Origin of the sequence: Vibrio sp. THAF64 (genome assembly GCF_009363455.1) — a bacterium.
Lineage (GTDB): Bacteria > Pseudomonadota > Gammaproteobacteria > Enterobacterales > Vibrionaceae > Vibrio > Vibrio coralliilyticus.
The window spans coordinates 325,111-347,862 of sequence record NZ_CP045357.1; the positions used below are offsets into that span (position 1 = coordinate 325,111).

General features: G+C 51.6%; 22 protein-coding genes. 7 read left to right on the forward strand and 15 right to left on the reverse strand.

All coding sequences use genetic code 11. The annotated features are described in order from the left end of the window. Positions 1 to 118: 118 nt before the first annotated feature. Together FIU99_RS26375 and FIU99_RS26380 are read right to left on the reverse strand one after the other, a co-directional pair. Positions 119 to 649, reverse strand: a complete 531-nt coding sequence (locus FIU99_RS26375) for a GNAT family N-acetyltransferase (RefSeq protein ID WP_152472867.1) — start codon at positions 647 to 649, stop codon at positions 119 to 121. A gap of 76 nt (positions 650 to 725) precedes the next feature. Next, positions 726 to 1,193 (reverse strand): hypothetical protein, encoded by a 468-nt coding sequence (locus tag FIU99_RS26380; RefSeq protein WP_152472868.1) that lies wholly within the window; start codon positions 1,191 to 1,193, stop codon positions 726 to 728. A gap of 38 nt (positions 1,194 to 1,231) precedes the next feature. On the opposite strand from FIU99_RS26380, the gene FIU99_RS27450 reads away from it, so the two are divergent. The 3 genes from FIU99_RS27450 to FIU99_RS26390 all read left to right on the forward strand — a co-directional run bounded on the left by FIU99_RS27450 (position 1,232) and on the right by FIU99_RS26390 (position 4,656). After that, positions 1,232 to 1,387: a hypothetical protein gene (locus tag FIU99_RS27450; protein WP_154351836.1), complete on the forward strand. Its 156-nt coding sequence runs from the start codon at positions 1,232 to 1,234 to the stop codon at positions 1,385 to 1,387. A 788-nt stretch (positions 1,388 to 2,175) separates the two neighbouring features. Further along, positions 2,176 to 2,991, forward strand: coding sequence for a phosphate/phosphite/phosphonate ABC transporter substrate-binding protein (locus FIU99_RS26385; RefSeq protein WP_006958446.1), 816 nt, complete (start codon positions 2,176 to 2,178; stop codon positions 2,989 to 2,991). Positions 2,992 to 3,000: 9 nt separating this feature from the next. Then, on the forward strand, positions 3,001 to 4,656 hold the full coding sequence (locus tag FIU99_RS26390; RefSeq protein ID WP_043011633.1) for a sensor histidine kinase: 1,656 nt from the start codon (positions 3,001 to 3,003) through the stop codon (positions 4,654 to 4,656). On the opposite strand, the gene FIU99_RS26395 is transcribed toward FIU99_RS26390, so the two are convergent. The 10 genes from FIU99_RS26395 to FIU99_RS26440 all read right to left on the reverse strand — a co-directional run bounded on the left by FIU99_RS26395 (position 4,631) and on the right by FIU99_RS26440 (position 13,463). Beyond that, the gene (locus FIU99_RS26395) at positions 4,631 to 4,984 is read right to left on the reverse strand and encodes an Hpt domain-containing protein (protein WP_006958443.1); all 354 of its coding nucleotides are present in this window, start codon (positions 4,982 to 4,984) and stop codon (positions 4,631 to 4,633) included. The two genes, FIU99_RS26390 and FIU99_RS26395, sit on opposite strands and share 26 nt — an antisense overlap. A 22-nt stretch (positions 4,985 to 5,006) precedes the next feature. Further along, positions 5,007 to 6,308 carry an HD domain-containing phosphohydrolase gene (locus tag FIU99_RS26400; RefSeq protein ID WP_064487189.1) on the reverse strand — a complete coding sequence of 434 codons (1,302 nt, stop codon included), beginning with the start codon at positions 6,306 to 6,308 and terminating at the stop codon, positions 5,007 to 5,009. Beyond that, positions 6,305 to 7,930 (reverse strand): EAL domain-containing protein, encoded by a 1,626-nt coding sequence (locus tag FIU99_RS26405; RefSeq protein ID WP_152472869.1) that lies wholly within the window; start codon positions 7,928 to 7,930, stop codon positions 6,305 to 6,307. Before FIU99_RS26405 ends, FIU99_RS26400 begins: the two co-directional genes overlap by 4 nt. A gap of 23 nt (positions 7,931 to 7,953) precedes the next feature. Then, positions 7,954 to 9,261 carry a sensor histidine kinase gene (locus FIU99_RS26410; RefSeq protein ID WP_006958437.1) on the reverse strand — a complete coding sequence of 436 codons (1,308 nt, stop codon included), beginning with the start codon at positions 9,259 to 9,261 and terminating at the stop codon, positions 7,954 to 7,956. Between the two features lie 12 nt (positions 9,262 to 9,273). Continuing rightward, positions 9,274 to 9,858 carry a chemotaxis protein CheC gene (locus FIU99_RS26415; RefSeq protein ID WP_039951344.1) on the reverse strand — a complete coding sequence of 195 codons (585 nt, stop codon included), beginning with the start codon at positions 9,856 to 9,858 and terminating at the stop codon, positions 9,274 to 9,276. Beyond that, complete coding sequence (locus FIU99_RS26420) at positions 9,855 to 10,223, reverse strand: response regulator (protein ID WP_043011627.1); 369 nt, start codon at positions 10,221 to 10,223, stop codon at positions 9,855 to 9,857. Before FIU99_RS26420 ends, FIU99_RS26415 begins: the two co-directional genes overlap by 4 nt. A gap of 9 nt (positions 10,224 to 10,232) precedes the next feature. Further along, positions 10,233 to 11,384, reverse strand: coding sequence for an HDOD domain-containing protein (locus tag FIU99_RS26425; RefSeq protein WP_043011626.1), 1,152 nt, complete (start codon positions 11,382 to 11,384; stop codon positions 10,233 to 10,235). Between the two features lie 286 nt (positions 11,385 to 11,670). Beyond that, positions 11,671 to 12,093, reverse strand: a complete 423-nt coding sequence (locus FIU99_RS26430) for a hypothetical protein (protein ID WP_152472871.1) — start codon at positions 12,091 to 12,093, stop codon at positions 11,671 to 11,673. Between the two features lie 88 nt (positions 12,094 to 12,181). Next, positions 12,182 to 12,847, reverse strand: a complete 666-nt coding sequence (locus tag FIU99_RS26435) for a hypothetical protein (RefSeq protein WP_152472873.1) — start codon at positions 12,845 to 12,847, stop codon at positions 12,182 to 12,184. 208 nt (positions 12,848 to 13,055) lie between these two features. Then, the gene (locus FIU99_RS26440) at positions 13,056 to 13,463 is read right to left on the reverse strand and encodes a winged helix-turn-helix domain-containing protein (RefSeq protein ID WP_040122626.1); all 408 of its coding nucleotides are present in this window, start codon (positions 13,461 to 13,463) and stop codon (positions 13,056 to 13,058) included. 397 nt (positions 13,464 to 13,860) lie between these two features. Here FIU99_RS26440 and FIU99_RS26445 point away from each other — a divergent pair, with 397 nt between their 5' ends. Beyond that, a complete protein-coding gene (locus FIU99_RS26445) occupies positions 13,861 to 14,589 on the forward strand; it encodes a winged helix-turn-helix domain-containing protein (protein ID WP_040122625.1) in 729 nt (242 codons plus the stop codon). A gap of 13 nt (positions 14,590 to 14,602) precedes the next feature. Here FIU99_RS26445 and FIU99_RS26450 read toward each other — a convergent pair whose 3' ends face one another. Continuing rightward, positions 14,603 to 16,033, reverse strand: a complete 1,431-nt coding sequence (locus FIU99_RS26450) for a tryptophanase (protein ID WP_040122624.1) — start codon at positions 16,031 to 16,033, stop codon at positions 14,603 to 14,605. A 24-nt stretch (positions 16,034 to 16,057) separates the two neighbouring features. Here FIU99_RS26450 and FIU99_RS26455 point away from each other — a divergent pair, with 24 nt between their 5' ends. The 3 genes from FIU99_RS26455 (at position 16,058) to FIU99_RS26465 (ending at position 20,338) form a co-directional block, all read left to right on the forward strand. After that, positions 16,058 to 17,359, forward strand: a complete 1,302-nt coding sequence (locus tag FIU99_RS26455; RefSeq protein WP_152472875.1) for a hypothetical protein — start codon at positions 16,058 to 16,060, stop codon at positions 17,357 to 17,359. Between the two features lie 112 nt (positions 17,360 to 17,471). Then, positions 17,472 to 18,671 (forward strand): aromatic amino acid transport family protein, encoded by a 1,200-nt coding sequence (locus FIU99_RS26460; RefSeq protein WP_152472877.1) that lies wholly within the window; start codon positions 17,472 to 17,474, stop codon positions 18,669 to 18,671. A gap of 29 nt (positions 18,672 to 18,700) precedes the next feature. Continuing rightward, on the forward strand, positions 18,701 to 20,338 hold the full coding sequence (locus FIU99_RS26465) for an MFS transporter (RefSeq protein ID WP_043011616.1): 1,638 nt from the start codon (positions 18,701 to 18,703) through the stop codon (positions 20,336 to 20,338). Here the strand turns inward: FIU99_RS26465 and FIU99_RS26470 are convergent. Next, entirely contained in the window at positions 20,326 to 21,408 is a 1,083-nt protein-coding gene (locus tag FIU99_RS26470) for a ParB family protein (RefSeq protein ID WP_152472879.1), read from the reverse strand. The two genes, FIU99_RS26465 and FIU99_RS26470, sit on opposite strands and share 13 nt — an antisense overlap. Further along, positions 21,408 to 22,607 carry a ParA family protein gene (locus FIU99_RS26475; protein ID WP_040122619.1) on the reverse strand — a complete coding sequence of 400 codons (1,200 nt, stop codon included), beginning with the start codon at positions 22,605 to 22,607 and terminating at the stop codon, positions 21,408 to 21,410. The genes FIU99_RS26470 and FIU99_RS26475 overlap by 1 nt, the downstream gene beginning before the upstream one ends. Between the last annotated feature and the right edge of the window lie 145 nt (positions 22,608 to 22,752).

Consider the following 22,752-nt stretch of genomic DNA (forward strand, 5'->3'; position numbering starts at 1 on the left):
GATGAGGGGTCAAACGCCAGCGCCTGGAAGCTCACGCTGCTTCTTTAAGGTATAGCACCAAATGGTTAAAAAATCGGGGAAAAATCGTCCATTTTGTTACGCTAATGTGCCCAATGTCTTACTGTCCATTCTCACCAGCGCTAGATCGGGAATACCAGCTCGAGGCCTTCAATATCCACTGCCCCTTCGCCGTCTGAGGCTGCCTGCTATCGCCTTCGAAGCCGAGTCGGGACAGAAAGAGACACGAGCGAGACTGAGGGGCAGGCGCTAGGGCGTACACCTCGTTCAACGCCAGAGAGCCGAACGCATAACGAAGTGCGAACGTCGCGGCCTCTTGAGCCAAGCCAGCCCCCCAATAGGTGGGGGACAGACGCGCATCCAACAGCACCTGCTCTTCACCCAAAGGGGATAGCTCCAGTTGCAACCCCGCAAAGCCAACGAAGGCGTGGGTGGCTCTCAGCTCCAACGCCCACAGCCCCCAGCCGCGCGCTTCAATGAGCGATTCACACTGCGCTGCGAAGCGGTCACTGGCATCACGCGATTGCTGATCTGCGCAGCAACCCACCATGTTAGGATGTTGGTTGAGCTGGGCGAACGGCGCTCGGTCGCTAGGGAGCCAAGATCGAATGATCAGTCGGTCGGTGTGCATAGTACGCCCTCCTTATTGACGCCCCTCTGCCTGAAGGCCAAGGGTGATTTTCATACGGCGCCCTTTCCGGTCGCGATCACCGTCGCGTCGTCAGAGTCGCTGAACGGGCTTTGGTCCATTGGCAGGGGCGCCCTTCACTGTAGGCCAGCAAACGATCATTGACTTCCGATGCACTCCACAGCAGAGTCGATTCAAGAGGCAGGCATTGTTCATAGGTGGCTTCACGGTGGCTCTCACAGCTGACGATGGCAAACGTTCGGGTCAACGGATCGTAGCGGTAGAAGTCAAACGAACGCTCAATCCAAGGGTGGTCGATCACCTGACTGATCACCTGCCAATTGTCCGGACACTGGTTAAAGTATTTCATCCTGAGGACAAACGTTGGCCAGTCAAACACCGAGGTAATGGGCTCAGGGCAGACCGTCAGCGTCATTCTGGAAAACGCCATCAGAGGGGATCTGAGCGCGAGGCCAAAACCTAATCGCCCATTATTCAAGGTAATTTGCACAATACTGCCAGGGAGGATTTGAGGTTGGGGTATCATCACATGTCTCCTTGTTGCAGATGTCCTGTGGATGGGTCGTGACCTCTGAATCGACCATCAGTGGCCTGGTTGTTTACTGGCTGTCTCCCTCACTTGCGGCCTGCCTTTGGGTGGACTATGGTTACCACAGCGCGGGTGGAGCTGGGCGACTAGGCACACATGCAAATGGCCGCTACGCGGCCATTTGGTCTTAGCTTAGGAGACAGTTTCTAGCTTGTTGACGTCGTTTCTCTGGTGCGAGAAATCTTCAATCGTCCAAACCCAGCTTCACCCCGGCGCGTGCAGATACGCTCCCTTTCCCCTGCCCCGTGATTATGTGTGTTCTTTCGGAACGGTTGGGGGGTGTCGTTGGGTTTTCCGGCCGGTTTGGCGCAAAACGGTCTTCGCCTGTCATTCCGGCCGCAGCATAAGGGACGAAACGTCAGAACGACGGGAAGTGAGTCTGAAAAGGTTCCCGCCCCACCCACTAACGCATTTTCATGCAGGGACAAGTTCGCAGGTGCAGCGAAACGCTGGGCAAGATGTGCGTGTTCATAACCGTGAAACATTCTCAAACTCCCGCTTTGACCAAACCTAACCGGAAAAGAATGCCAACTGACCAAAATTCTTGTGTTTCCTTAAACGTGGTGCATGTTGAGCACTCTGTCAAATAATTTTTTTCATTCTCATTATTGAGACAGCCGCGTCATCACAATGACACTATCCCCAATAAAAAAAATCCAAGTAACACACTGATTTTAAGAATCTTTCTATAACAATGCATAATAGATGCCCAAGTTTTGACGTTGCGTTGATTGCGCCCCCGATGGCGACCAAGCGTTGGACGATCCACAGAGTTCCCCCTCGCCAAGTTAGGGGGCGAGAAATCACTCGACGGTGTCACATTACGTTTCTTCAACGCCATGAAAACTCATAAAAAATTCGAATTTTTCCACCTTTTGTCTACGCTTTAAGTAAGTTGGCTATGGAAAGGGATAACAACATGAAAAAACTGGCATTGGTTGCGTTAATCGTCGGGCTGCCGCTGCAGGCTCAGGAAAACGTCCTGACGTTCGGCATAGTTCCACAACAATCGGCGATCACCCTCGCCAAAAACTGGGGGCCGATCTTGCAGCACCTATCCGAAGAGACCGGCTACAAAATCGTCTTTCGCACCGCCAAGGACATCCCAGAGTTTGAGCAGCGCGTGCTCAAAGGCGAGTACGATATCGCCTACATGAACCCTTATCACTATACGGTGTTTCATCAAAAACCGGGGTACGAAGCGTTTGCCAAACAAAAAGACAAGCTGATCCGTGGCATCGTCATCACCAAGAGCGACAGTCCCATCCAAGACTTGAAGGATTTGGATGGTGAGACGTTGGTCTTTCCTTCGCCCGCAGCCTTTGCCGCGAGTGTCGTCCCCCGGTCGTCGTTGCAAGCGATGGGGATCACCTTCACGCCGCAATATGTCTCTTCGCACGATTCGGTGTACATCAATGTCGCCAAAGATTTCTTCCCAGCAGGGGGCGGAATAGAGCGCACCCTTAACAACACCGATCCGGCGGTACGCAGTCAGCTCAAAGTGTTGTGGCGCACCCCCGGCTACACACCGCATGCATTTGCGACCCATCCCGCTCTGCCGCCAGACGTAAGCGCGAAGATCGCCGAGGCGATGTTGGCACTGAATGACGACAGCGAAGGACAAGCGCTGTTAGGGAGGATCAAATTCAAGGGGATCGAGCCGGCGCAGGACAGTGACTGGGACGATGTCCGTGCCCTAAATATCACCTTGCTCGACAAGTATCTAACGCCTTAGGTTTGAACCATGTCACTGAGACTGAAAACCATCCTCGGGGTGGCCCTGATTGAAGCTGTGCTGTTGGCTATTCTATTGACGTTGACGCTCAATTACTTACGCACGACCAACTTTGACGGTTTGGATCAACGCGCTTTTTCCACCTCTGACTTGTTCGCCTCCACGGTCAAAAATGCGGTGCTCTCTTACGATCTGGCGACCGTCGAGTCCTTTACCCAAGAGTTGCTACGCAACGAAGACATTGTCTATGTGGCGGTGTTCGGTGAGGGTGGGCAAGTATTGTCAAGTGTCGGTTCAGTACCCAGTGATCACGATCCTTCACGCTTGGAGAAGGGCTCGCATCAAGTGACGGATGGTATTTTTGATGTTTCGAGCCCGATCGCCGAAGCTGGAATCGAATTTGGCGCGGTGTGGCTTGGTTTTGACCTGTCGGCCCTTAATGCTGCCATCGATTCGGCCAAGAAATGGAGCACGCTTATCGTGGTCGGTGAAATGACCTTAGTGGCGCTATTCTCCTATGTGCTCGGAGCGTATCTGACTCAACGATTGAGCGAACTGCGACGGGCCGCAGACGACATCGCGGCGGGTGCGAGGGATGTCGACGTTCGCACTGACGGCCGAGACGAGCTGGCCACGGTGTCACGCGCCTTCAGTAACATGGTCGCCCAGATCAAAGTGTCCGAAGACAAAGCTGAACGCTATCATAACGAGTTGGCGGAAGCCAACGCGACATTAGAAACCCGAGTACAAAGGCGCACGCAAGCGCTGACCGAGGCCAATCATCAGTTGACGGCCACGAATGAGCAGCTTAAAAATACCCAAGAGAAGCTGGTCGAGTCGGAGAAACTGGCTTCGATTGGTACCATGGCTGCTGGGGTGGCGCATGAAATCAACAACCCCATGGGGGCTGTGAGCAGTAACCTTCAAATGTGCCAGACCTACCTAGGTACTTACCAAACGTGGATTGAGCGCAGTGAAGCGTTGCGCGATGGCAGCGATGCTCAAGCCAATCAAGACCTAGAGCAATGGAAACAAGCCCAGTACGTAGAGTGTCTAGAGGAAGACTTTCGTGACAGCCTGAACGATGCGCTAGTGAGCGTGGACCGGGTCCGAGCGATCGTCACGGCGTTGCAACGTTACGCCACCCAGCTTCACCAAGAGAAAGGCTCTCGAGAGCCCATTTTGCTCAAACAGTTAGTGACTCACTGCCTAGAGACGCTGGCGCCGCCGGAGACATTGAGCATCACTGTCAGCGCGTCGCTCACTGACTTACCCCAATGGCGCGTGCACCCAGACGACTTTCGACAATTATTCACTGAACTGCTGAGGAACGCCATTCAAGCGTGCGAGCGCAAGCCTAACCCAGAGGAAGGCCAGATCTCCATCGCCGCCCAACAGGACGGCCAACGTTGGGTGATCCACGTGGTGGATAACGGGGTGGGTATTGAAGCGGCGGATCTCAAGCGGGTGTACGACCCCTTCTTTACCACCTTGCCAGTTGGCCAAGGAATGGGGTTGGGATTGACCTTCGCGTATAATATCGTGCGTCATCATGATGGGGTGATGCGCGTCCAAAACCGCGATGTCGGCGGTGTGGTTGTCACGCTGGCCTTCCCCCTTTCACTCTCAGATCAGGCGATCAACGAGACTGCAGATAGTGCGTGATTTGCGTATTGATGTCTTTTAATTGCAGTTGAAGGTCGGTCGCCATGGTGGTGATGGCCCCGTTGCACACCGCGCCATCCTTACACGCCGTTTCCAAGGCGAGCGCCTCTTCGGCCACTCGCTCAGCCCCGACAAACTGGCTGGCCGCCTTCAGTGAATGCACCGTGCGATAGAACGTGGCATTGACCACTTCCCCTAGAGCCGGAGCGGGCATTGCTAAATATTGATTGGCCAACCCCTGATATTCGGTGAGCAATTCTTCAATGCCCTCCTCTCCCACTAACCCAGCGATGGTATCTGGGGAAAAGCCGTAGGTAGGTTTTGTCATATTTACCTCTCTTCCTATCGGTTCAAACGTACACGGCAATAGGCACTTCCACGGACGCTTCAATTTGTTTCAGTTTGTTAAGTAACGCCTCGTTGATCTCTTGGCCCGCAGACAGCATCATCTGACCGTTCGGGTGATACACGTCCTGCTTAAGCACAGCGCCAATTTTAAGTTCATCAAGGCCGACACATAAGTCGACGTCGGCATCTTCCACTTCGGTCTTGAGCACTTCCAAGAAATGGCGAACCACCTCAGGATCGTACAGCGTGCCCGCTTGTTGCTCTAAAAAGGCCCTCGCACTGCTCGGCTTGAGACGGGCGGAGTTGTGCAGACTCGAAACGAAAAAATCGTAATTTTTGATCACGCGTAAAATTCGGGCACCGACGGGGATGGCATCCCCGGCAAGATGATCAGGGTGGCCAGTCCCGTCAAAGTTTTCGTCCTGATGACGAATGATATCTACCAACGGGCTAAAGCGCTGAATTTGACCAATGATGGTGGCGCCGACTTCCGCGTTTGCCGGAGGAGCCAGGCGGATCTGCGCCCCCTCTCCTTGGGTCGTCAGAACTTCGGGCGCGGGGCTGTCACCTATCAAGCCAATTTCATGCAGCAGGGCACTCAAGTAACAATGGGTCACCTGGGCTTCGGGCAGTGCCATACGTGCCGCGACCAACTTAGTGTATTCGGCGACCCGCTCACTTTGGTGGTGTGGTTGACCCGTGGCGTGTTGAATAATGGCGGACAGGGCGGCGAGAATGTCTTTAAACGTTCGGGTCCGACTGGTCAGCAGCGCACTCATCTTCTTATTGGAATCTTGCAATGCGGCAGTGCGCTGTTTGACTTTGTCTTCTAGGGCGTCATTCCAGTCACTCAGTTGAGCGTTCTTTTGTTGCAGTTCATCAGTCAGCGCCTGCTTTTGACGGCGCAATTCGAACAGCTCAGAGGCTTTAGACAGCGTCAGTTTTAAGCCTTCGTTGTCCCAAGGTTTGGCAATGTAGGTATGGATCCCCCCTTCATTGACCGCTCGAATGGTCGACTCCATGTCGCTGTACCCCGTTAAGAGAAACCGAATGGAGTTAGGACGGATCGCGCGGGCTTTAGTGAGAAATTCCGCACCGTCCATCTCAGGCATGCGCATGTCAGAGATGATGATCGACACGTCATGCTCTTCGAGATGCGCCAAGGCGTCATGACCGTTGTTGAACGACACCACTTGATAATCAAAACGCAACACACGTGTCAAGGACTTGAGAATGTCGGGTTCGTCGTCCAAGAGCAAAAGGTGTAACTTTTCTGAGGGGGCACTGACGTCAGCATCATTCATAATTCGGCTCCTGTTACACGGTTGTCTAAAAAATACAAAAATTCGTCTAGGGGCAGTGGCGGACTGACCAGATACCCTTGAATGCGAGTGCAGCCTTTGCGCTTAAGGTAGTCGGCCTGACGACGCTTCTCGACCCATTCTGCGACCACCTCCATTTTGAGTGATTTGGCACTGTTGGTGATCGAGGACAAAATGACCTCATCGGATAAATTGTTGCCCAGAGCACGAACGAAGCGGCCGTCAATTTTTACCACATCGAACGGCAGTTCGCACAGGGATTCAAAGCCTGAGTACCCGGTACCAAAATCGTCCATAGCAATCGTGACTCCCAGATCATGTAACTGATGAAACTGCGTGAGGGCCCGCGGGTAGTCGAAGATCTGATCACTTTCCACGACTTCGAGTTCGATATCGCTAAGGACCACCGCAGGGTGGGGCTCAAGCTCACGCAGCAAGCGCTGGGCATACCCTGTGATCAGTTGCTTGGCTGTGACATTAACACTCACCGTCAACGTCCCCGGTGCGCCTTTGCGTTTCAACATGGCCACAGCATGACGCAGCATGACGACAGTCAGCAAGTCGTCGAGGTCATACTTATGGATCAAATGCAGAAAATCCGCTGGGCTTTGATAGGAATTGTCGGGCAATCGGCGCCGAACCAAGGCTTCACAGTGCGTAATATCACCAGTCTCAAGTGCCAATTGGGGTTGGAAAAACGCCTCGACTTTGCCCTGCTCCAGATCTTGGATTAGGGTGCCTAATTCGGTGTACTCCTCTGCGATCGCCCGATTGCCCTCTTGCACCAGCCAGTAGACGTGAGCATTGATGGGCAAAGCGTTGGTTTTACTCGACGACATCTGTTGCTCATTCCAGCCATCCCATTGTTTGGCCTCGCTAACGTAACAGCGCATGTCAACCGCTTGTGGGTGCGCTGAACAGATCGCCTTAATGCGTTGACTGAGAGTGTCAATCGTTTGATGGCCTTCGGCCGAGTATTCGGTGAGCGTAATAAACTTGTCATCAGCTCGATACCAGACCTGGTCCGTACTGCGCTGAATAGCGATGGCCATCTGCTGGATCAGGGTGTTGCCAGAGGCTTTACCGTGCGTGTTGTTGTAGGCGTCCAACTCGGCGATGTCGACAATGACCAGCAGCCAGGGCCGGCCATTCTCCGTGTGCTCAGGCAGCAACGCCAAACGTCGGTCAAGCTCTCGGCGAGTCGCCATTTGAGTTCGCCGATCTCGAACGGGATCGTGGTCATGCAACGTGGTGGCGATGGCTGAGGCCAGTTTATTGGCGTCCCAAGGTTTATCCACGTACTGATTGAGTACGCCAGCATTGATGGCCGCCGTCACCCCACTCAAATCAGCCTGGCCTGACAACATGATCGCGGGGACTTCTGGGTGTCGTTGCTTAACTTCCAGCAGCAGTTCGGTGCCGGTCATCCTCGGCATACGGTAATCGGTGATGATTAAATCGATGTGGTGGGCGTCGAGGACCTCGAGCGCCTGGGCCGCGTTTTCCGCAGTGTGTACGGTGGCGACTTTAAAGCGCAACTCTCGTCGTAGCGCATTTCGGATGCTCATTTCATCATCCACTATGAGAATCTCAGCAAAATCCATGACAACCCATCCTGTCGACTGCGTTAACTGATCGGATCGGCGGCGTCCGCCGTGGTTTTGTGCACAGGTAGAGTCAGCGTAAAGGTGGTCCCCTTACCCACTTCACTATCCACTTCGATGGTTCCCCCGTGTGCATTGACGATCCCATACGACACAGAGAGCCCCAACCCTGTGCCATCGCCGACGGGTTTGGTCGTAAAAAACGGCTCAAAGATCGCCGACAGGTTTTCTTTAGGGATACCCGCGCCGTTGTCTTCGATCTGAATTTGCACCTGGTCGTTCGCGAGTGGTTGCACCCGCACCCGGATCACGCCATTTTCTTGAATGGCGTGACTGGCGTTAACCAACAGATTGAGAAACACCTGATTAAGCTGCATAGGTTGGCAGTAGACACTTGGCACGTCGTCAGCGTATTCGCGCTCGACGGTGGCGGTGTATTTGATTTCGTTGTTGATGATGCGCAGAGTGGAGTCTAATCCTTGTCTGAGATCACTATAAAGCCATTCAGAGTCGTCGGCGTGGGAGAATTCTTTCAGGTTCTTCACAATCGCCATCACTCGGGAGGAGCCCTCCAGCGACTCTGCGATCAGATCGGTGACGTCTTCCAGCACATACGTCAGTTGAGACTGTTCCATCAACTGCCGTTTTTGCTCGACCAGCGGCGCGTCACCCGACCCGTCGATCGCTTCCCCCAGTGTACTCACGACGTCAGAGATCTTGCGAAAGTAGTCGTCCAACGTCTGAATGTTGGAGGTAATAAAGCCGAGAGGGTTATTGATTTCATGGGCGATACCCGCCGACAGTTGACCAATCGATGCCATTTTCTCCGACTGCAGCAGTTGGCTTTGGGCATTTTTAAGGTGGGCTAACGCGTCTTTGAGTTCTTTTTGTTCACGATGCAGGCGGCGAGACAGGCTCTTGAGCTCGGTTTGTTGACAGGCTTGAGCCGTGAGATCGTAGACACAGATGCACACGTGGTCCAGAGCACCGTCTTGGCCATGGATAGGGATAAATTCCAGATCTTGGAACATTTCCTCTTCTTGTCCAGATACTTGGCGAGAAGACTGGAACGGCAGAACGTGGGGAGCTTGTTCCCAAGACGAAAAGCTTGGCGATTCAATGACAAACGCCGTGTCGATTTTGCGTTTCAGTAACGCGGCGCCGTCTGAGAAAACCGACAAGACGTTTTGCCCTAGTAGCGCGTCTTTGGCGAGGCCTGCCCGTGACTGGAAGTACGCGTTGGCCATCACGATGGTGTAGTCTTTACGAACGATGCACATCGCTACCGACAGTTGGTTGAGTAAATCTGAGAGCGCCAGTTTTGCTTTCATATCTCCCCCTTGCTATAGCCACTCGTCCAATCGGTTTACGATGACATTAAACCCATCTTCGGCGAAACAAATGATGGTCTTGGTTTCAAAACTTGCAGACTCGATCAAGAAAGAAACATGCAAAATGATCGCTTGTTGCCATTTATTGCTAGGAATGGGTTGGCGCGCCGGGGAATACATGACCGGAGGTTGAGTCCGCGTATCCAGCTCAATTTGCTCACACAGCCCTCTCAAGCTCGCGCCAGACAGGATGTTCGACACCTCGAGCAAACTGTCGTGGAGCGTTTGGCTATCGATCACTTGGTCATCGTCCAGTGCCAACAAATCACTGGCAATGGTGTGGCCGCCTTGCTTGGTCAGTTGGGTAATGACTTCGCCAGACATTTGGCCGAAAAACGGTTGCCTAGTATAGTAATTGGCTTTGACATCACCGAACATTTCCATCAACTGACCTGGCGAAGCGATGTCAATGCTGGGAATAGTCAAGGTCACTGGATGATTGAGCAAAGTGGCCAGTTTACAGGCCGCCTGTCCCATCGAAATGTTGAGCAACTCTTTGAGCGAGTCTTCATGGTCGGCACTTAAGGTCGGATTCATATTATGCCTACCTCATGCAGCAGTTCTTTCAACATCGACGCATCCAGTGGTTTTTTAAGAAACGACACCGCGCCCAGCTCCATGACTTTTTGCTGAGACGTAGGCTGAATATCGGCGCTGATCACAAACACGAAGTTCCGTGCGGCCTGTTTTTTTAGCTCAGACAAAACTTCAAAGCCGTCCATGATGGGCATGGTCAGATCCAAAAACATGACGTCGGCTTTCCCCTCATGGAATTTTTCAAGGGCTTCTACCCCATTGGTGGCTTCATAGACGTTGTCATGCAACTCTTGCGGCAAGGCACGCATCACAGCTTTCCGTGACATTTTAGAATCATCAACAATGGTGATTGAAATGGATGACATAGGCTCCTCCTACTCTTCCGGTGATAGCAACAGGGCCGGCAACACGGCCAATGGCTCAGGCAGGGAGTCCAGCCATTCGTTCAACGTCCCGGCATTCTGCGCTTGCGTATAATCGTGGCAAAAGTGCACCAGTTGACCCATTTCCCACTGATGAGGTTCAGCGACGTCGGACGTCTGGCCAAGCGTCAGAATCGCTTCCGCCACGGGCAAATGGTAGCCCCACAAGATCAGCACGTAGGCACTGATCACGTCGGTGTCTCGATAGCCCACTTGTAAATCAAGCGGATTGTCGCTGTCCAGCGATTGCGTGTGGCCCATCTCCTTGAGGATCAATTCCCCAATCGCAGACAATAAACACACTAAATAGACGTTGTCTTGCTCTTCCACAGACCAATGTAATTGCTGGGCAAGAGCCCCAGCAAGGTTAGCAAGCGTTTGATGGTGTGCCACGATCGCCTCATGCTCTTCATCGCTAAGTTGGCGAAAAGCGTTGCGATTCATCATGGTCATCGCAATGCCGCAGACCACCTTCATGCCCAATCGAGACACTGCGGTACTCAACGAGTTGGTGCGGCTTTCGAACCCCAAATACACGGAATTCGCGGCTTTGATCACCTGACCCACCAAGGGAGGCTCATTGGCAACGATATGGGCAAACTCAGCACTGCCACATTGTTCGTCGTCCATACACCGTTCCAGCTGTCGAACGATGCTGGGCAGCACTGGCAAGTTCTCGATACCGGCTAATTTTTGTCGACAGCGGGTGGAGAACGGTAAAGTCCTGAGCCTCTCAGCACACGTGAGAATTTGCTCAAAGTCTTTTTCGGAGAACGGTTTGGGTAAAATAAAATGGGTCCAGTTATTGGTCAACGCTTCGATCTCGACCGTGGTGTCACCAGTGATCAAGGCTCGGATGCTATTGGGAAAATGTTGGCTGACTTGCGCTAGAAGCTCGTCTCCCTTCAGCTCAGGCATGATGAGATCGCTCAACACCAAATCGGGGGATATGGCCTGAGCGTCAGTCAGATCCCGCCACGTCGCCGGATCTTGGATCAAGGTGATTGACCAGTCGGGTTTCAAACGCCTCAGCAACCGACTGGCGGCTTTCAGCATGAATTCATCATCATCGATGTAGAGAACCTGAAAACTGCTCTTTGCCATACTCTCTCGCTTGTCATTCTTCCTAAGATTCTGGTGATGCCCATCACGACTTCATAGCAAACTCAGTCGCTTAACTAAAGCATAGACAAAAAATTAGGCTTTGCTGGTAATCGCTCAACAAGTGTGAAAAAAATGCGTATAGCGAGGGCGAATCCGACCTCAAACGGTCCAGACAGAGGTTGTTTTTTTGACTTTCAAATCGCCAAGAGTTTGACGTCCATAACGGCAGGTTAATCAATGGCGAAACAGACGTGATTGCGGCCTGCCGCATGAACACGACGGAGCTCTAGGCTATTGGTAGCCACCGCCCTTGCGTTAGGGTTTCTAACGCTGAAGGGCTCAGTTGAAGGACGACGTCAAGCTGCACTACGGGTAAGGTTATCCAACGTTGTGTCAACAGTCGACTATCCAATACCACCACCGAGGAGGCAGTCTGCGACATCGACAGATCGGGATCAAACGCTTGTACCGAGTCTTGATGGTGGATACAGTGACCCAACGTTCGCCCGAGGGCACGCGCGATACGCTGTGCGCAAGGGGGGACCACATCGGCACTGATCACTGAGATACTCTCCCCTCGTTCGGCTTGCCAGAAGCGGTGCAGGTGTGCATTGGGTTCTCGTGTAGGCGGATGGTGGACACGCACACTGTGGCCTTGTAAGGCGAGGAAGGCATGAACTTGGGCAATACTGAGGGGCAATGCAGTCATCTTGGTATCCATCCGGGAACGTCCCTTTACTTTACTGCACGCGTTATCTGTTGACTATAACAACTTTCTTGCGCACGCGGTTGTCCGATCATGGCCAATGTCGTTCCGAACGAAACCCCGACAGATGAATACTATAGTGGCGACATGGCATGGGGGTAGTTTCTCCCGCGCGAAACCCCATCACAAAACATTCCATGACAATCTGGTAGAGCATGGTGGATATGTATTGAGTGTCACGGTGGGACAATGGGGCGGATGCTAAGCGGTGATCGACGCTCAGCCAAGGCGGTCGTTCTTCCTCACGACGTTCCTCAATGGTCACCCAAAGGGTTCCGTCAATGCGTAGACCCAGTACGCATACTGCGTCTTTCGGCCAAGTTACCCGATGAAGACGGGCGCGAAAAGCGGGGATATCCCCATCGGAACATACACAGATCACCAAGGGCCGACCTTGAGCGACCAGCAGATCTCGAGTCAGCCACTCGGCGACCTTCAACGCTCGATCGCTGTGGAGCACGACAGACGAGAACCACTGCGCGGGTTGGCTTTGCTCCACAACAATACCGTAGCCTCGCGGCCCAAAGAGTTGGTGCTGCTGCGCACTAAGGTTCATTTGCACCACTTTCCCTGTTGAGGCATACAGTTCGCTTAGCACATGTTCGTGACAAGCTCGATATAAGAACACCCGCTCAGCGACGGTCACGCGCTTGTGTTGAGGGGACAGAACAAAGGGTCGGATAAAGTAAGGGGGCATTTATGACCTCTCCAGGCTCAAGCCGCTCGCGATCCTATGGTGAGAACTGGATCAACCCTGCTGCAGGGGAGTCAGCACGTCTGGTGTTGATCGCTCCGAAAACACAGCCGCCACCGCACGTCCTGACGACAGGATTGATCCAGAAGTCACCAGAATACGGCAAGTCGCGTCGATATCGGCATTAAAAATCTTTATATCAATTTATTGCTTAGCTAGCGGATGGTTGCAGCATCACAATTGGCCTTCGGTCAATCAAACGCTTGTTTCTAGCGTTATGAAAAACGAAGCCTTTATTACGAAGGGTCACAATTTCGTAGGGACTGGCCGCGATGAGCCGCCGCACTTCATGCATCAAGACGGGCAAACTGCTCATGCCTACGATGCCGCCCTGCCAGACGTAGTCTTCGATTTCCGCTTTGGTGACAAGGCAATCCTGCATCTTGCAAAAGTAACACATGGCTCGAACGGCATTCAGGCTGCAACCTATGTGTCGATTTCCCTGTACCACCGACATTTTCCCATTGGTCGAACGAATTTGAATTCCTAGCACCTGTTCAATCAAACGAATTTCTCGACAAAACGCGCATGAAATTTTCGTGCATTCAACGGCCGACATGTCGCCTCCTTCTTCTCCCTGCTCCGATGAGATCTCTATTTGAAATAAATTATTTTATTATTTCAATCAATATATTAGAGTAATCACTTTGCGTTATTAATTGAAAAACATACACTTTTTTTTATTTAGACGTAAAAATGACTTATTTATCATTAAATTAGTTTTCTGCCATGACGCACCTTTCCCGAGCGCTCAAAATTATATTAATGATTATTAACGTGACCATCGCCGTTAAGGTACGTTTTTGGATTACGCCTAAGTGACGGCGTAACATTTAAAAACGTTTAATGAAGTCAGCGCACAGACCATCAAAAATCAAGTTAAAAATCACTAATAAGTTGAGAAACTCATTGCGTATGACAAGGTGGTTTGATGTCAATATGTGGAAAGTGCCGTCATGAAAATCTTGTTGCTGACGCAAACGTCTGTCGATTATAGTCAGGATGTGATCCATCGCCTCACTAACCTTGAGTCATTTGAAGTCCAAGTGTCGTATGCCAACAGCTACGCTTTTACCATTCCGATGTTGAGAGGCTATGACTGTATCGCGATCATGCGGCCTCTCCAAGCGGTGATCGACTTATTGGAGTCCCCTCACCTTCCTTACTTTCCGTCACCTTTACTATGGATAACCGATCGCTTGCCCGAAGAAGAGTCGATCCCCTATCCGATTACAGGCATGCTCGATTGGATCATGATGCCCGTGACCACGCTCGAGTTGAAAACCCGTTTGACGTTTATCTTGGAGCGCTGGCATCACGGTGTGATGGCCGAGAGTCACCTGGTTTATGGGCCCTTGCATTTGCATGTTCACGACCACACTCTCCGTTGCCAATCCGTCACCTTACCACTGACAGCGTCTGAGTTTGATTTGATGGCTTATTTGGTGCTGAACGTAAACCGCTATGCATCATTGGACGACATTGCAGTTTCTATTCGTCACAACCAACTTGTAAACCATGATGCAGTCCGGGTTTTGGTTTGTCGGTTAAGGAGGAAAATGCGGACAGAACTCGGGCGGTCATTTATTCATACCAAGCGTAACATTGGCTACCAATTGTGTTTGGCTGACAATGAAAACACCCCATCCGATCAGGATGGGGGAAGCTTAGACATTACTCAGTAAAACCTACGTTGACTTATTGGTCGACAGGTTTGAGGCGAGCCAAGAAATGGCGTAACACAGGTGGTTCATAGTCAAACTCATAACCGCCTATTTGTGCGGCTCGAGCTTTGATACGACGTAACACATCGACCACATAGGACAATTGATCATTGGTATAGACACGTCTAGGGATGGCCAATCGTGTCAGCTCGACACCACTTTCTTTTTGTTCTCCGGTGTCAGGGTCACGTCCAATCAAAAACGAACCAATTTCCGCGCTTCGTACCCCACCTTCTAAATACAGCTCATTTGCAAGCGCATGGCCTGGGAACTGCGTCTTAGGAATGTGAGGAAGAAGTTGCGCGGCATCAACGAAAATGGCGTGTCCACCCACTGGAGTCTGGATAGGGATCCCTGCCTCAATCAGTTCTTTACCAAATGCTTCCACTTGGCTCACTCGGGCATGCAAGTAATGTTCATCCACCGACTCTTTTAGCCCCACCGCCAAACATTGGATATCTCGGCCTGATAACCCCCCGTAACTGATAAAGCCTTCGTTCAAAATACACAGTACTTGCACTTGACGGAAGAGATCGTCGTCGTCCTTGACAGCTAATAGCCCCCCGATATTGACCATAGGGTCTTTTTTAGCGGACACCGTGATCACATCGCCATAAGTGAACATCTCCAAAGCGATGTCCGCGATGGTTTCGCTTTGGTAGCCGACTTCCCGCTGTTTAATAAAATAGGCATTTTCAGCAAAGCGCGCGGCGTCGATGACTACAGGGATACCGTGTTTTTTCGCCAATGCGTACGTATCTCTCAAGTTCGCCATTGACACGGGTTGTCCACCCATGCTGTTACAAGTGATCGTCATGACCAGACCAGCAACATTTTCAGGACCATACTCTTCGATCTGTTGTTTGGCCTTTTCTAGGTTCAAGTTCCCTTTGAACGGGTAGCTTTTACCAGTGTCAAACGCTTCATCCACCACGCTATTAATGGTTTTAGCGCCTGCTATTTCTGCATGTGCCGCCGTAGTATCAAAGTGGAAATTGGAGATAAAGACTGGTTTAACGTCTTTGCTCGCCTCACTACGACGTTCTTTCACCCGCTTTACCAAGATAGGAAAAAGTATTTTTTCTGATCCACGCCCTTGGTGGGTCGGAACAAAATGCTCATAACCAAACACCTGTTTCACCGACTCAGTGAGCGCTTCAAAACTTCGACTCCCAGAGTAAGCTTCGTCGCCCACCATCAGAGCGGCCCACTGATCTTGACTCAAGGCTCCAGTCCCTGAATCGGTATGCAGATCGATGTACACTTCTCGACTTTTTAGACCAAAAGGGTTGTAGCCTGAGTCGATTAGAGCTTGCTTTCGCGCTTCCTTGGACAACAATCGAATGGGCTCAACCGTTTTAATTTTGTAGGCAAAGGCGGGGATTGCGCTGTTTTCCGTTGACATAACAGTACTCCTAACAGTAGTGGAGTGTCATCGTCTCTAGTCAATGACCACTCCGAGTTACGAATTAAACAACCTTTTCAGGCATCGTACGCCAGCCTCTTATACAGCACGATTCATTATGATTTATTAGACATTAAAGTAACAAATTACCCTCATCATCGCTCAATGCTCACCCTGAGCATTGACAACTCTCAACCCCAGCGCAGTGCCAAACGCACATTGACTCAACGCTCATCGGCTGCACTCCGTCGTGCCATGCACACCCTGAGCATTGACAACTCACAATCCCAGCGCAGTGCCACACGCACATTGATCCAACGTTTATCGGCGGCACTCCATCGTGCCATGCTCACCCTGAGCATTGACAACTCACTATCCCAGCGGAGTACTATACCTACGTTGGCCCAAGGTTCATCGGCTGCACTCCGTCGCGCCATGCTCACCCTGAGCATTGACAACTCTCAATCCCAGCGGAGTACCATAGCAACGTTGGCCCAAGGTTCATCGGCGGCACTCCGTCGCGCCATGCTCACCCTGAGCATTGACAACTCTCAATCCCAGCGGAGTACCATAGCAACGTTGGCCCAAGGTTCATCGGCTGCACTCCATCGTGCCATGCTCACCCTGAGCATTGATAACTCACTATCCCAGCGGAGTACCATACCTACGTTGGCCCAAGGTTCATCGGCTGCACTCCGCCGTGCCATGCTCACCCTGAGCATTGACAACTCTCAACCCCAGCGGAGTACCATACCTACGTTGGCCCAAGGTTCATCGGCGGCACTCCATCGTGCCATGCTCACCCTGAGCATTGACAACTCACTATCCCAGCGGAGTACCATACTTACGTTGGCCCAAGGTTCATCGGCTGCACTCCGCCGTACTATGCTCACCCTGAGCATTGACAACTCACTATCCCAGCGCAGTGCCACACGCACATTGATCCAACGTTCATCGGCTGCACTCCGCCGTGCCATGCTCACCCTGAGCATTGACAACTCTCAACCCCAGCGCAGTGCCACACGCACATTGACCCAACGCTCATCGGCTGCACTCCGCCGTGCCATGCTCACCCTGAGCACTGACAACTCCAACTCCCAGCGCAGTGCCACACGCACATTGATCCAACGTTCATCGGCGGCACTCCGCCGTGCCATGCTCACCCTGAGCATTGACAACTCTCAACCCCAGCACAGTGCCACACGCACATTGACCCAACGCTCATCGGCTGCACTCCGTCGTGCCATGCTCTCCCTGAGCATTGACAAATTTCATGGGAGTATACGGGGAGTAGTATGTACGATGCCCGTCACTAATGTTGCTTAATAAATATCAATAACTGGCATTGCCCCCCATACATCAATCACGATGATTGTCCTCTAGATCACCCACCACCGACGTTGGGCGATACCCTTAACAATACGCAGAGGAGCCTAAGATGCGCCGCTCTCATCGTGTCACTCTCGGTACCAATACTCAAAAAGCCGTTTCTGGCGCCGCCGTGGTATTTGGTTCATGCATTGGATTAGGCTTCATTATCTTACCAGTCTTGAGCGTCACCGCTTGGACCTCCGGCGTCATCATCATTTTACTCGTCACCTTAGCCGTAAGTTATACAGCCAGTATCAAGTACTTGGAAATTTCAAGCTATCACAGGGTTTCCGATGGAATGCGCCAAATCCTAGAAAAAGCAGTCGGCGCGTACGGTCGAAAGTGGGTCGATGCCATCATCATCCTATCTCTGTTTGTCTTGTTGTACGCGTATTTCTCGGTCATCAGTGAGCTGACTATGTCTTTGTTGCCATTCCACCTTCCTCATGGCGTGGTTACTATTATCATCGGTGTCATCTGTTTTGTGATGATGGCCCTGGGTATCCGAAGCATGTCGGCTGTTGTCCTAATCTGCAACGTGCTATTGCTGATCATTTTTGTCAGCCTAATTGTTACCTTATTCCCGCAATTGCACGTCCAGAACCTAGTTGCAGAGGATGCGATGGGCATGCTGGACGATCCGAGAGTCGCTCTTCCTTTATTGCCCATCTTCTTTGCGAATTGTTTTGGATTCCAACCCATGATGCCCGCACTGAGAGTCCTGCATGACCAAGGGAGAAAGCGAAAAGGGGTAATCGCATCACTACGCCTTGGCGTCATCTTCATCATCGTTGGCTATGCCATTTGGTTAGGTATTTTTCTAAGTTTGTTTGACCAACAATCGGTGCTGAGTCAGTTGGCTCTTGATGTCAGCTCTTTCGACGTGCTCTATCAGGTATTTACCATGAGCGGTTTGACGCACGCTTTTCTCATCGTCTGGTTAGTGGCTCTGCTGGTGCCCCCAATATACGGAGTATCGAAAGGCCTATTCGACTACTTGCTACCCGACCAACTGACGGTGAGCAAACGTGACTTCTTACAAGCCGGGTTGATTGCGTTTATCCCACCGATGGTGTTCTCGTACGTGTTTCCGCATGGATTCCTGATCGCGATTGGATTTGTTGCCGTCATATTTGGGGCGATATGGTGTGTACTTGTGCCGTGGTTGCATTGGAAACGGCGTCGTGTTGCATGGTTGTCCAGTGTCCTCATCGCGCTTTATTGGTTACTGATGACCGTTAGCTTCTTTATCTATTCCATTTTCTGATGTCTTACCCTGGTAGAGGAATTGTGCCCATGAATCAAACACGCTCACCACGAGCCGCCATTAATGCCGTTGTCTTTGCTTCCACAGTGGGCTTTATGGGGATCGGCTTGGTCGATCCGATCTTAATCGCCATTGCAGAGGGGTTACATGCCACGCCGAGCGAAGTATCGTTGCTGTTCACCAGTTACTTCCTGATCACCGCCGTGATGATGCTCATCACTGACATAGTCGCCACACGTATTGGGTTAAAAAACAGCATCATGCTTGGGGCATTTATTGTCGCGGTCTTTGCGCTAGGATCGGGAACATCACAAACGGTCGAACAGTTGGTCGGGTATCGGAGCGGGTGGGGGTTAGGCAATGCCTTGTTTGTTGCCACCGCTCTCACTCTAATAGTGACACTGTCACAAAAGAAAGGTAAGGAGTCGGTTCGTCTCTATGAAGCCGCGCTTGGCGTGGGCATCGCCATAGGACCACTGATTGGTGCGATATTAGGGAAGGGGTCTTGGCGTTACCCATTTTGGGGGACAGCATTGCTGATGCTGATTGGTTTCGTCTCGATTGCCTACTTCGTTCCTGCGACCCCCGTTAAACACAACCAACGCCACGCACTATCAGCCCCGTTTCAAGCATTGCAACAACCCAAACTTAGGCTCATTAGCCTGAGCGCGTTTTTTTACAACTTTGTCTTCTTTGCCATATTGGCGTATTCCCCGTTCGTACTTGATCTCGGGGTATTAGAAATCGGAGCGGTCTTCTTTGGTTGGGGTATCGCGCTGGCCATCACATCAACGCTGATCACCCCAAGGTGGCAGAGTCAATTACATCCCGTTTCCATTGTCGGCCGGTGTCAGTGGGTCTTGGTGGTTCTGATGTTGATCATGGGCTACTTTTCTATGCCTAGCCACTTTCATCGCGCCCCACTGGTGATTGCCATCATTATCTCGGGCGGCTTGTTTGGCGTGGTCAATACGTTATTCACGGAGCTGGCTCTGGAGACCCATCCCAACTCTACCTCCATCGCTTCCGCGGCGTACAATTTTGTACGTTGGCTAGGTGGGGCCATCGCACCCATTTTGATCACTCACATTGGCGAGCATTACGGATCGCAATACAGCTTCTTGTTAGCGGCCGTGTTTGCGTTGATTGCGTGTTTCATCATTTCGAAAGCGAGACTGCCCAAGCCCCAGATCAGCCATCCTTTACCCCCATTGAGGGCGACCGTTTCGGGGCGTCGCCGTCCCGTCATGATCTTAATGGATGGCAGTGACTCAGACGACGTAGCGATTAACTATGCGCGTCAATTTCTCCACCCCAACAACCATCGACTCTTGTTAGTGACGGTCAATGTAGTAGAAGGTGTCGAAGGGGAGGGGGTAAGAGAAGGACCGAGCCAAGCCTTAGGGCGGCTGAAAGAATACTTTAAACAATTGAGTGACCACGGATTCGATGTCACCAGCGAGGCGATCTCGGACGTGTTACCGGTTCAAGTAGCCAAAACCATTGTTGGCCGGGGCCGGGCGTTAGACGCAGAGCTGTTACTCATGGTCAAACACAGTCATGCGACCTTACTCAATCGAGCCTTATCTTTCTCCGTCACGCAAGAAGTGACCGAGCAGTCGCACTGCCCGGTTCTGGTGATCCCGAGTGGCAGTCAGTCTTCCTGATAACCGTCAAGTACCTGGCAAATGGCGTCATCGAGCGCTTGTTGGACGGACTTGGGTAAGCGCCCGAACTCGTAGCTAAAATTGCGACCTTTTACCCGCTTTCGAGCAAACTGCGCACTCGACGAGAAAGCTTTCAATTGCGTGACGGACACGCTGGCATCCACCTGCTTCGCTGTCACAATCTTAAGTTCGGTGGTGATACGTTGGATCAACCATTCTTTGGTTGTCAGATCAACTTGGCTCCAATCGCTGACCGACAACTGCTCTGTCAACTGGGCAATGAAAGCGGCCAAACCAGCATCGTCACTCTGAAATGCTTTCATCACCTTATCGAGGAGCGCATAGTCCGTGTGCGATAAATCGTTAACGACAGGGAACAAAGCAATCAGGCGGGCATCAATTCTGGCGGCTTTCAGTGCACGTCCGACCGCTTGTCGGCTGATCCCCAGTATCTGAGCGGCATCTTCTTGGGTGCAATCATCGGTCTGCATGATTGCCAAGCACTGCAACCCAATTTCACGGGGATTGTGCTCTTTGGCGGACTGCAACTGCTTCGCCAACGCTTTGGCTTCTGATGTAGTGATCGATTCTTTGGTCACCAATACCCGAAATGTTGCCACCTCACCTTGCTGGAGAAGAAACCATGCCCGGCGTCGTGATCCATCAAGAATGTCAATCTTCCCATCCACTTCTCGACCTACCGCAGGGTAGAACTGCTGAAACGCCAATGAATTGAGATCGGTCAATGACGCCTTGGTCAGCAGAGACTGGTCGCGACCATTGACATCGAAAGTAACAACGGTCTCATCGAGCACCTGTTCATAAGTCAGAGTCACTTCGTTAAACGACACATGACGGCCTGAATTCAGGCGCCAATCGACACTTTTCCCTACCGACTCCATGCCGAAATGGCGCTGTAAGAACATCTGAGCGCTTTCTCCAGCATTCTCTAGCTCCACATCAAGTTGACGCGTTAAAGACTCTAGAGTGGCCTTAGCGGCGTTTTTTTTCGCCTCTTCCGAACCGACCGTATTTCCTAATGGGCTGATTGCTCCTCGTTTCTTGGCCATTATGCTTGCTCCTGCTCACGCCATACGTTGATGATATCGCGTAGGATCTGACTGGTTACCTCGTACGCATTCTGTTGAGCCCCTTGGAAAGTAGCCTTGCTTTTTGGGTACTCGCTTTTCGACATATCAAAGACCGTTGATAGCAAGGAAGACGACTGTCGGATGGCCTCACTATGTTTAAATTCTTTTGAGTACAGGTAGGAAGCAAAGTGATCGTAGAGGCTATTCATCAGTTCCGTCGTCGTAGAACTGTCCCTGTGGTTGGTCAGCAAAATCTTCATGAAATCGTACCCTTGGTGGTCCGCATTAGCCAACAGGGCCCAGACTTGAGGGATATAACTGAAATAGGAGCAGGTGGCGTCGATGTCGTTCTCGGTGATGGACAACGGAAACACAACACTGGTGGCGGCAAAATAGGCATTGTAAGTTGCGTACCCCAGGGACGGCGGCGTATCAATGATCAAAATGTCGAATTCGTCTTCCACGGCCGCGATGATGTCACGTAACAGCGAGTAGGGGGTGGCAAGCTTCTGGCTGAAGACCTGCTCATGGAACCAACCTTCAATGGCACGGTCGGTTTGCGACGCGGGCAGGATACGCAGATTTGGGATGGTCGTTTCAAGAAACGCTTCAGAGACCGCTTGCTCGTAACTCTCCCCGTCATCCAATTCAAAATTGCGCATCATTAAATCGCCAATGGACAAACATCCCTCCATCTCAGATTCGGGGGCATAATACATCGACAAGGTCGCCTGACCATCCATGTCGATCAAGCCAACACGATATTCTTGATGAAATTCGGTCGCCAGACCAGACGCCAAGGTGGCCGCTGACACCGTTTTACCCACGCCCCCTTTTTGGTTCTGGATCACAATGACTTGCATTGACTGCTGCTCACTGCGGGCAAACTTCGGCTCTTTACGCAGCGCCTCCGGCAGGAGATCACGAACACGGTACATTTCCGCCATGTCAATCGACCATTGGGATTCGGCATGACGTCGAGGGTCAATGTCAGCCGATGCCACGTATTTGTCCAACGTTTTAGCGTCGATGTCTAGATAGGCGGAAGCCTCGGCTCGGGTAAAATTCCGCAATTCTTTGCGGTGATTGGCCAACAAACGTAGGTTACGTCGCTTGATGTAGCGATCGGCGCCTTCTTTTAGATTCTGAAAGGTTGCAGTTGTTTGTTGAGTATCCATTTCTATCTCCACCAAGATTCTGGAATTAGTATATCCTTCATTTTTTGATTTACACAACAAAAATTAATGGAAATGGAAAAATTAAATCCGATTTGGTGGAGAAAAGGGCAGGGAAGGAGGATAGACAACAAAAAAGTTTGCTTAG

What these genes read in the sequence shown, in the direction of transcription:
- FIU99_RS26375 (WP_152472867.1), bottom strand. Translation starts at nt 649, where the DNA reads ATGCACACCGACCGACTGATCATTCGATCTTGGCTCCCTAGCGACCGA.
- FIU99_RS26380 (WP_152472868.1), bottom strand. Translation starts at nt 1,193, where the DNA reads ATGATACCCCAACCTCAAATCCTCCCTGGCAGTATTGTGCAAATTACC.
- FIU99_RS26385 (WP_006958446.1), top strand. Translation starts at nt 2,176, where the DNA reads ATGAAAAAACTGGCATTGGTTGCGTTAATCGTCGGGCTGCCGCTGCAG.
- FIU99_RS26390 (WP_043011633.1), top strand. Translation starts at nt 3,001, where the DNA reads ATGTCACTGAGACTGAAAACCATCCTCGGGGTGGCCCTGATTGAAGCT.
- FIU99_RS26395 (WP_006958443.1), bottom strand. Translation starts at nt 4,984, where the DNA reads ATGACAAAACCTACCTACGGCTTTTCCCCAGATACCATCGCTGGGTTA.
- FIU99_RS26400 (WP_064487189.1), bottom strand. Translation starts at nt 6,308, where the DNA reads ATGAATGATGCTGACGTCAGTGCCCCCTCAGAAAAGTTACACCTTTTG.
- FIU99_RS26405 (WP_152472869.1), bottom strand. Translation starts at nt 7,930, where the DNA reads ATGGATTTTGCTGAGATTCTCATAGTGGATGATGAAATGAGCATCCGA.
- FIU99_RS26410 (WP_006958437.1), bottom strand. Translation starts at nt 9,261, where the DNA reads ATGAAAGCAAAACTGGCGCTCTCAGATTTACTCAACCAACTGTCGGTA.
- FIU99_RS26415 (WP_039951344.1), bottom strand. Translation starts at nt 9,858, where the DNA reads ATGAATCCGACCTTAAGTGCCGACCATGAAGACTCGCTCAAAGAGTTG.
- FIU99_RS26420 (WP_043011627.1), bottom strand. Translation starts at nt 10,223, where the DNA reads ATGTCATCCATTTCAATCACCATTGTTGATGATTCTAAAATGTCACGG.
- FIU99_RS26425 (WP_043011626.1), bottom strand. Translation starts at nt 11,384, where the DNA reads ATGGCAAAGAGCAGTTTTCAGGTTCTCTACATCGATGATGATGAATTC.
- FIU99_RS26430 (WP_152472871.1), bottom strand. Translation starts at nt 12,093, where the DNA reads ATGACTGCATTGCCCCTCAGTATTGCCCAAGTTCATGCCTTCCTCGCC.
- FIU99_RS26435 (WP_152472873.1), bottom strand. Translation starts at nt 12,847, where the DNA reads ATGCCCCCTTACTTTATCCGACCCTTTGTTCTGTCCCCTCAACACAAG.
- FIU99_RS26440 (WP_040122626.1), bottom strand. Translation starts at nt 13,463, where the DNA reads ATGTCGGCCGTTGAATGCACGAAAATTTCATGCGCGTTTTGTCGAGAA.
- FIU99_RS26445 (WP_040122625.1), top strand. Translation starts at nt 13,861, where the DNA reads ATGAAAATCTTGTTGCTGACGCAAACGTCTGTCGATTATAGTCAGGAT.
- FIU99_RS26450 (WP_040122624.1), bottom strand. Translation starts at nt 16,033, where the DNA reads ATGTCAACGGAAAACAGCGCAATCCCCGCCTTTGCCTACAAAATTAAA.
- FIU99_RS26460 (WP_152472877.1), top strand. Translation starts at nt 17,472, where the DNA reads ATGCGCCGCTCTCATCGTGTCACTCTCGGTACCAATACTCAAAAAGCC.
- FIU99_RS26465 (WP_043011616.1), top strand. Translation starts at nt 18,701, where the DNA reads ATGAATCAAACACGCTCACCACGAGCCGCCATTAATGCCGTTGTCTTT.
- FIU99_RS26470 (WP_152472879.1), bottom strand. Translation starts at nt 21,408, where the DNA reads ATGGCCAAGAAACGAGGAGCAATCAGCCCATTAGGAAATACGGTCGGT.
- FIU99_RS26475 (WP_040122619.1), bottom strand. Translation starts at nt 22,607, where the DNA reads ATGGATACTCAACAAACAACTGCAACCTTTCAGAATCTAAAAGAAGGC.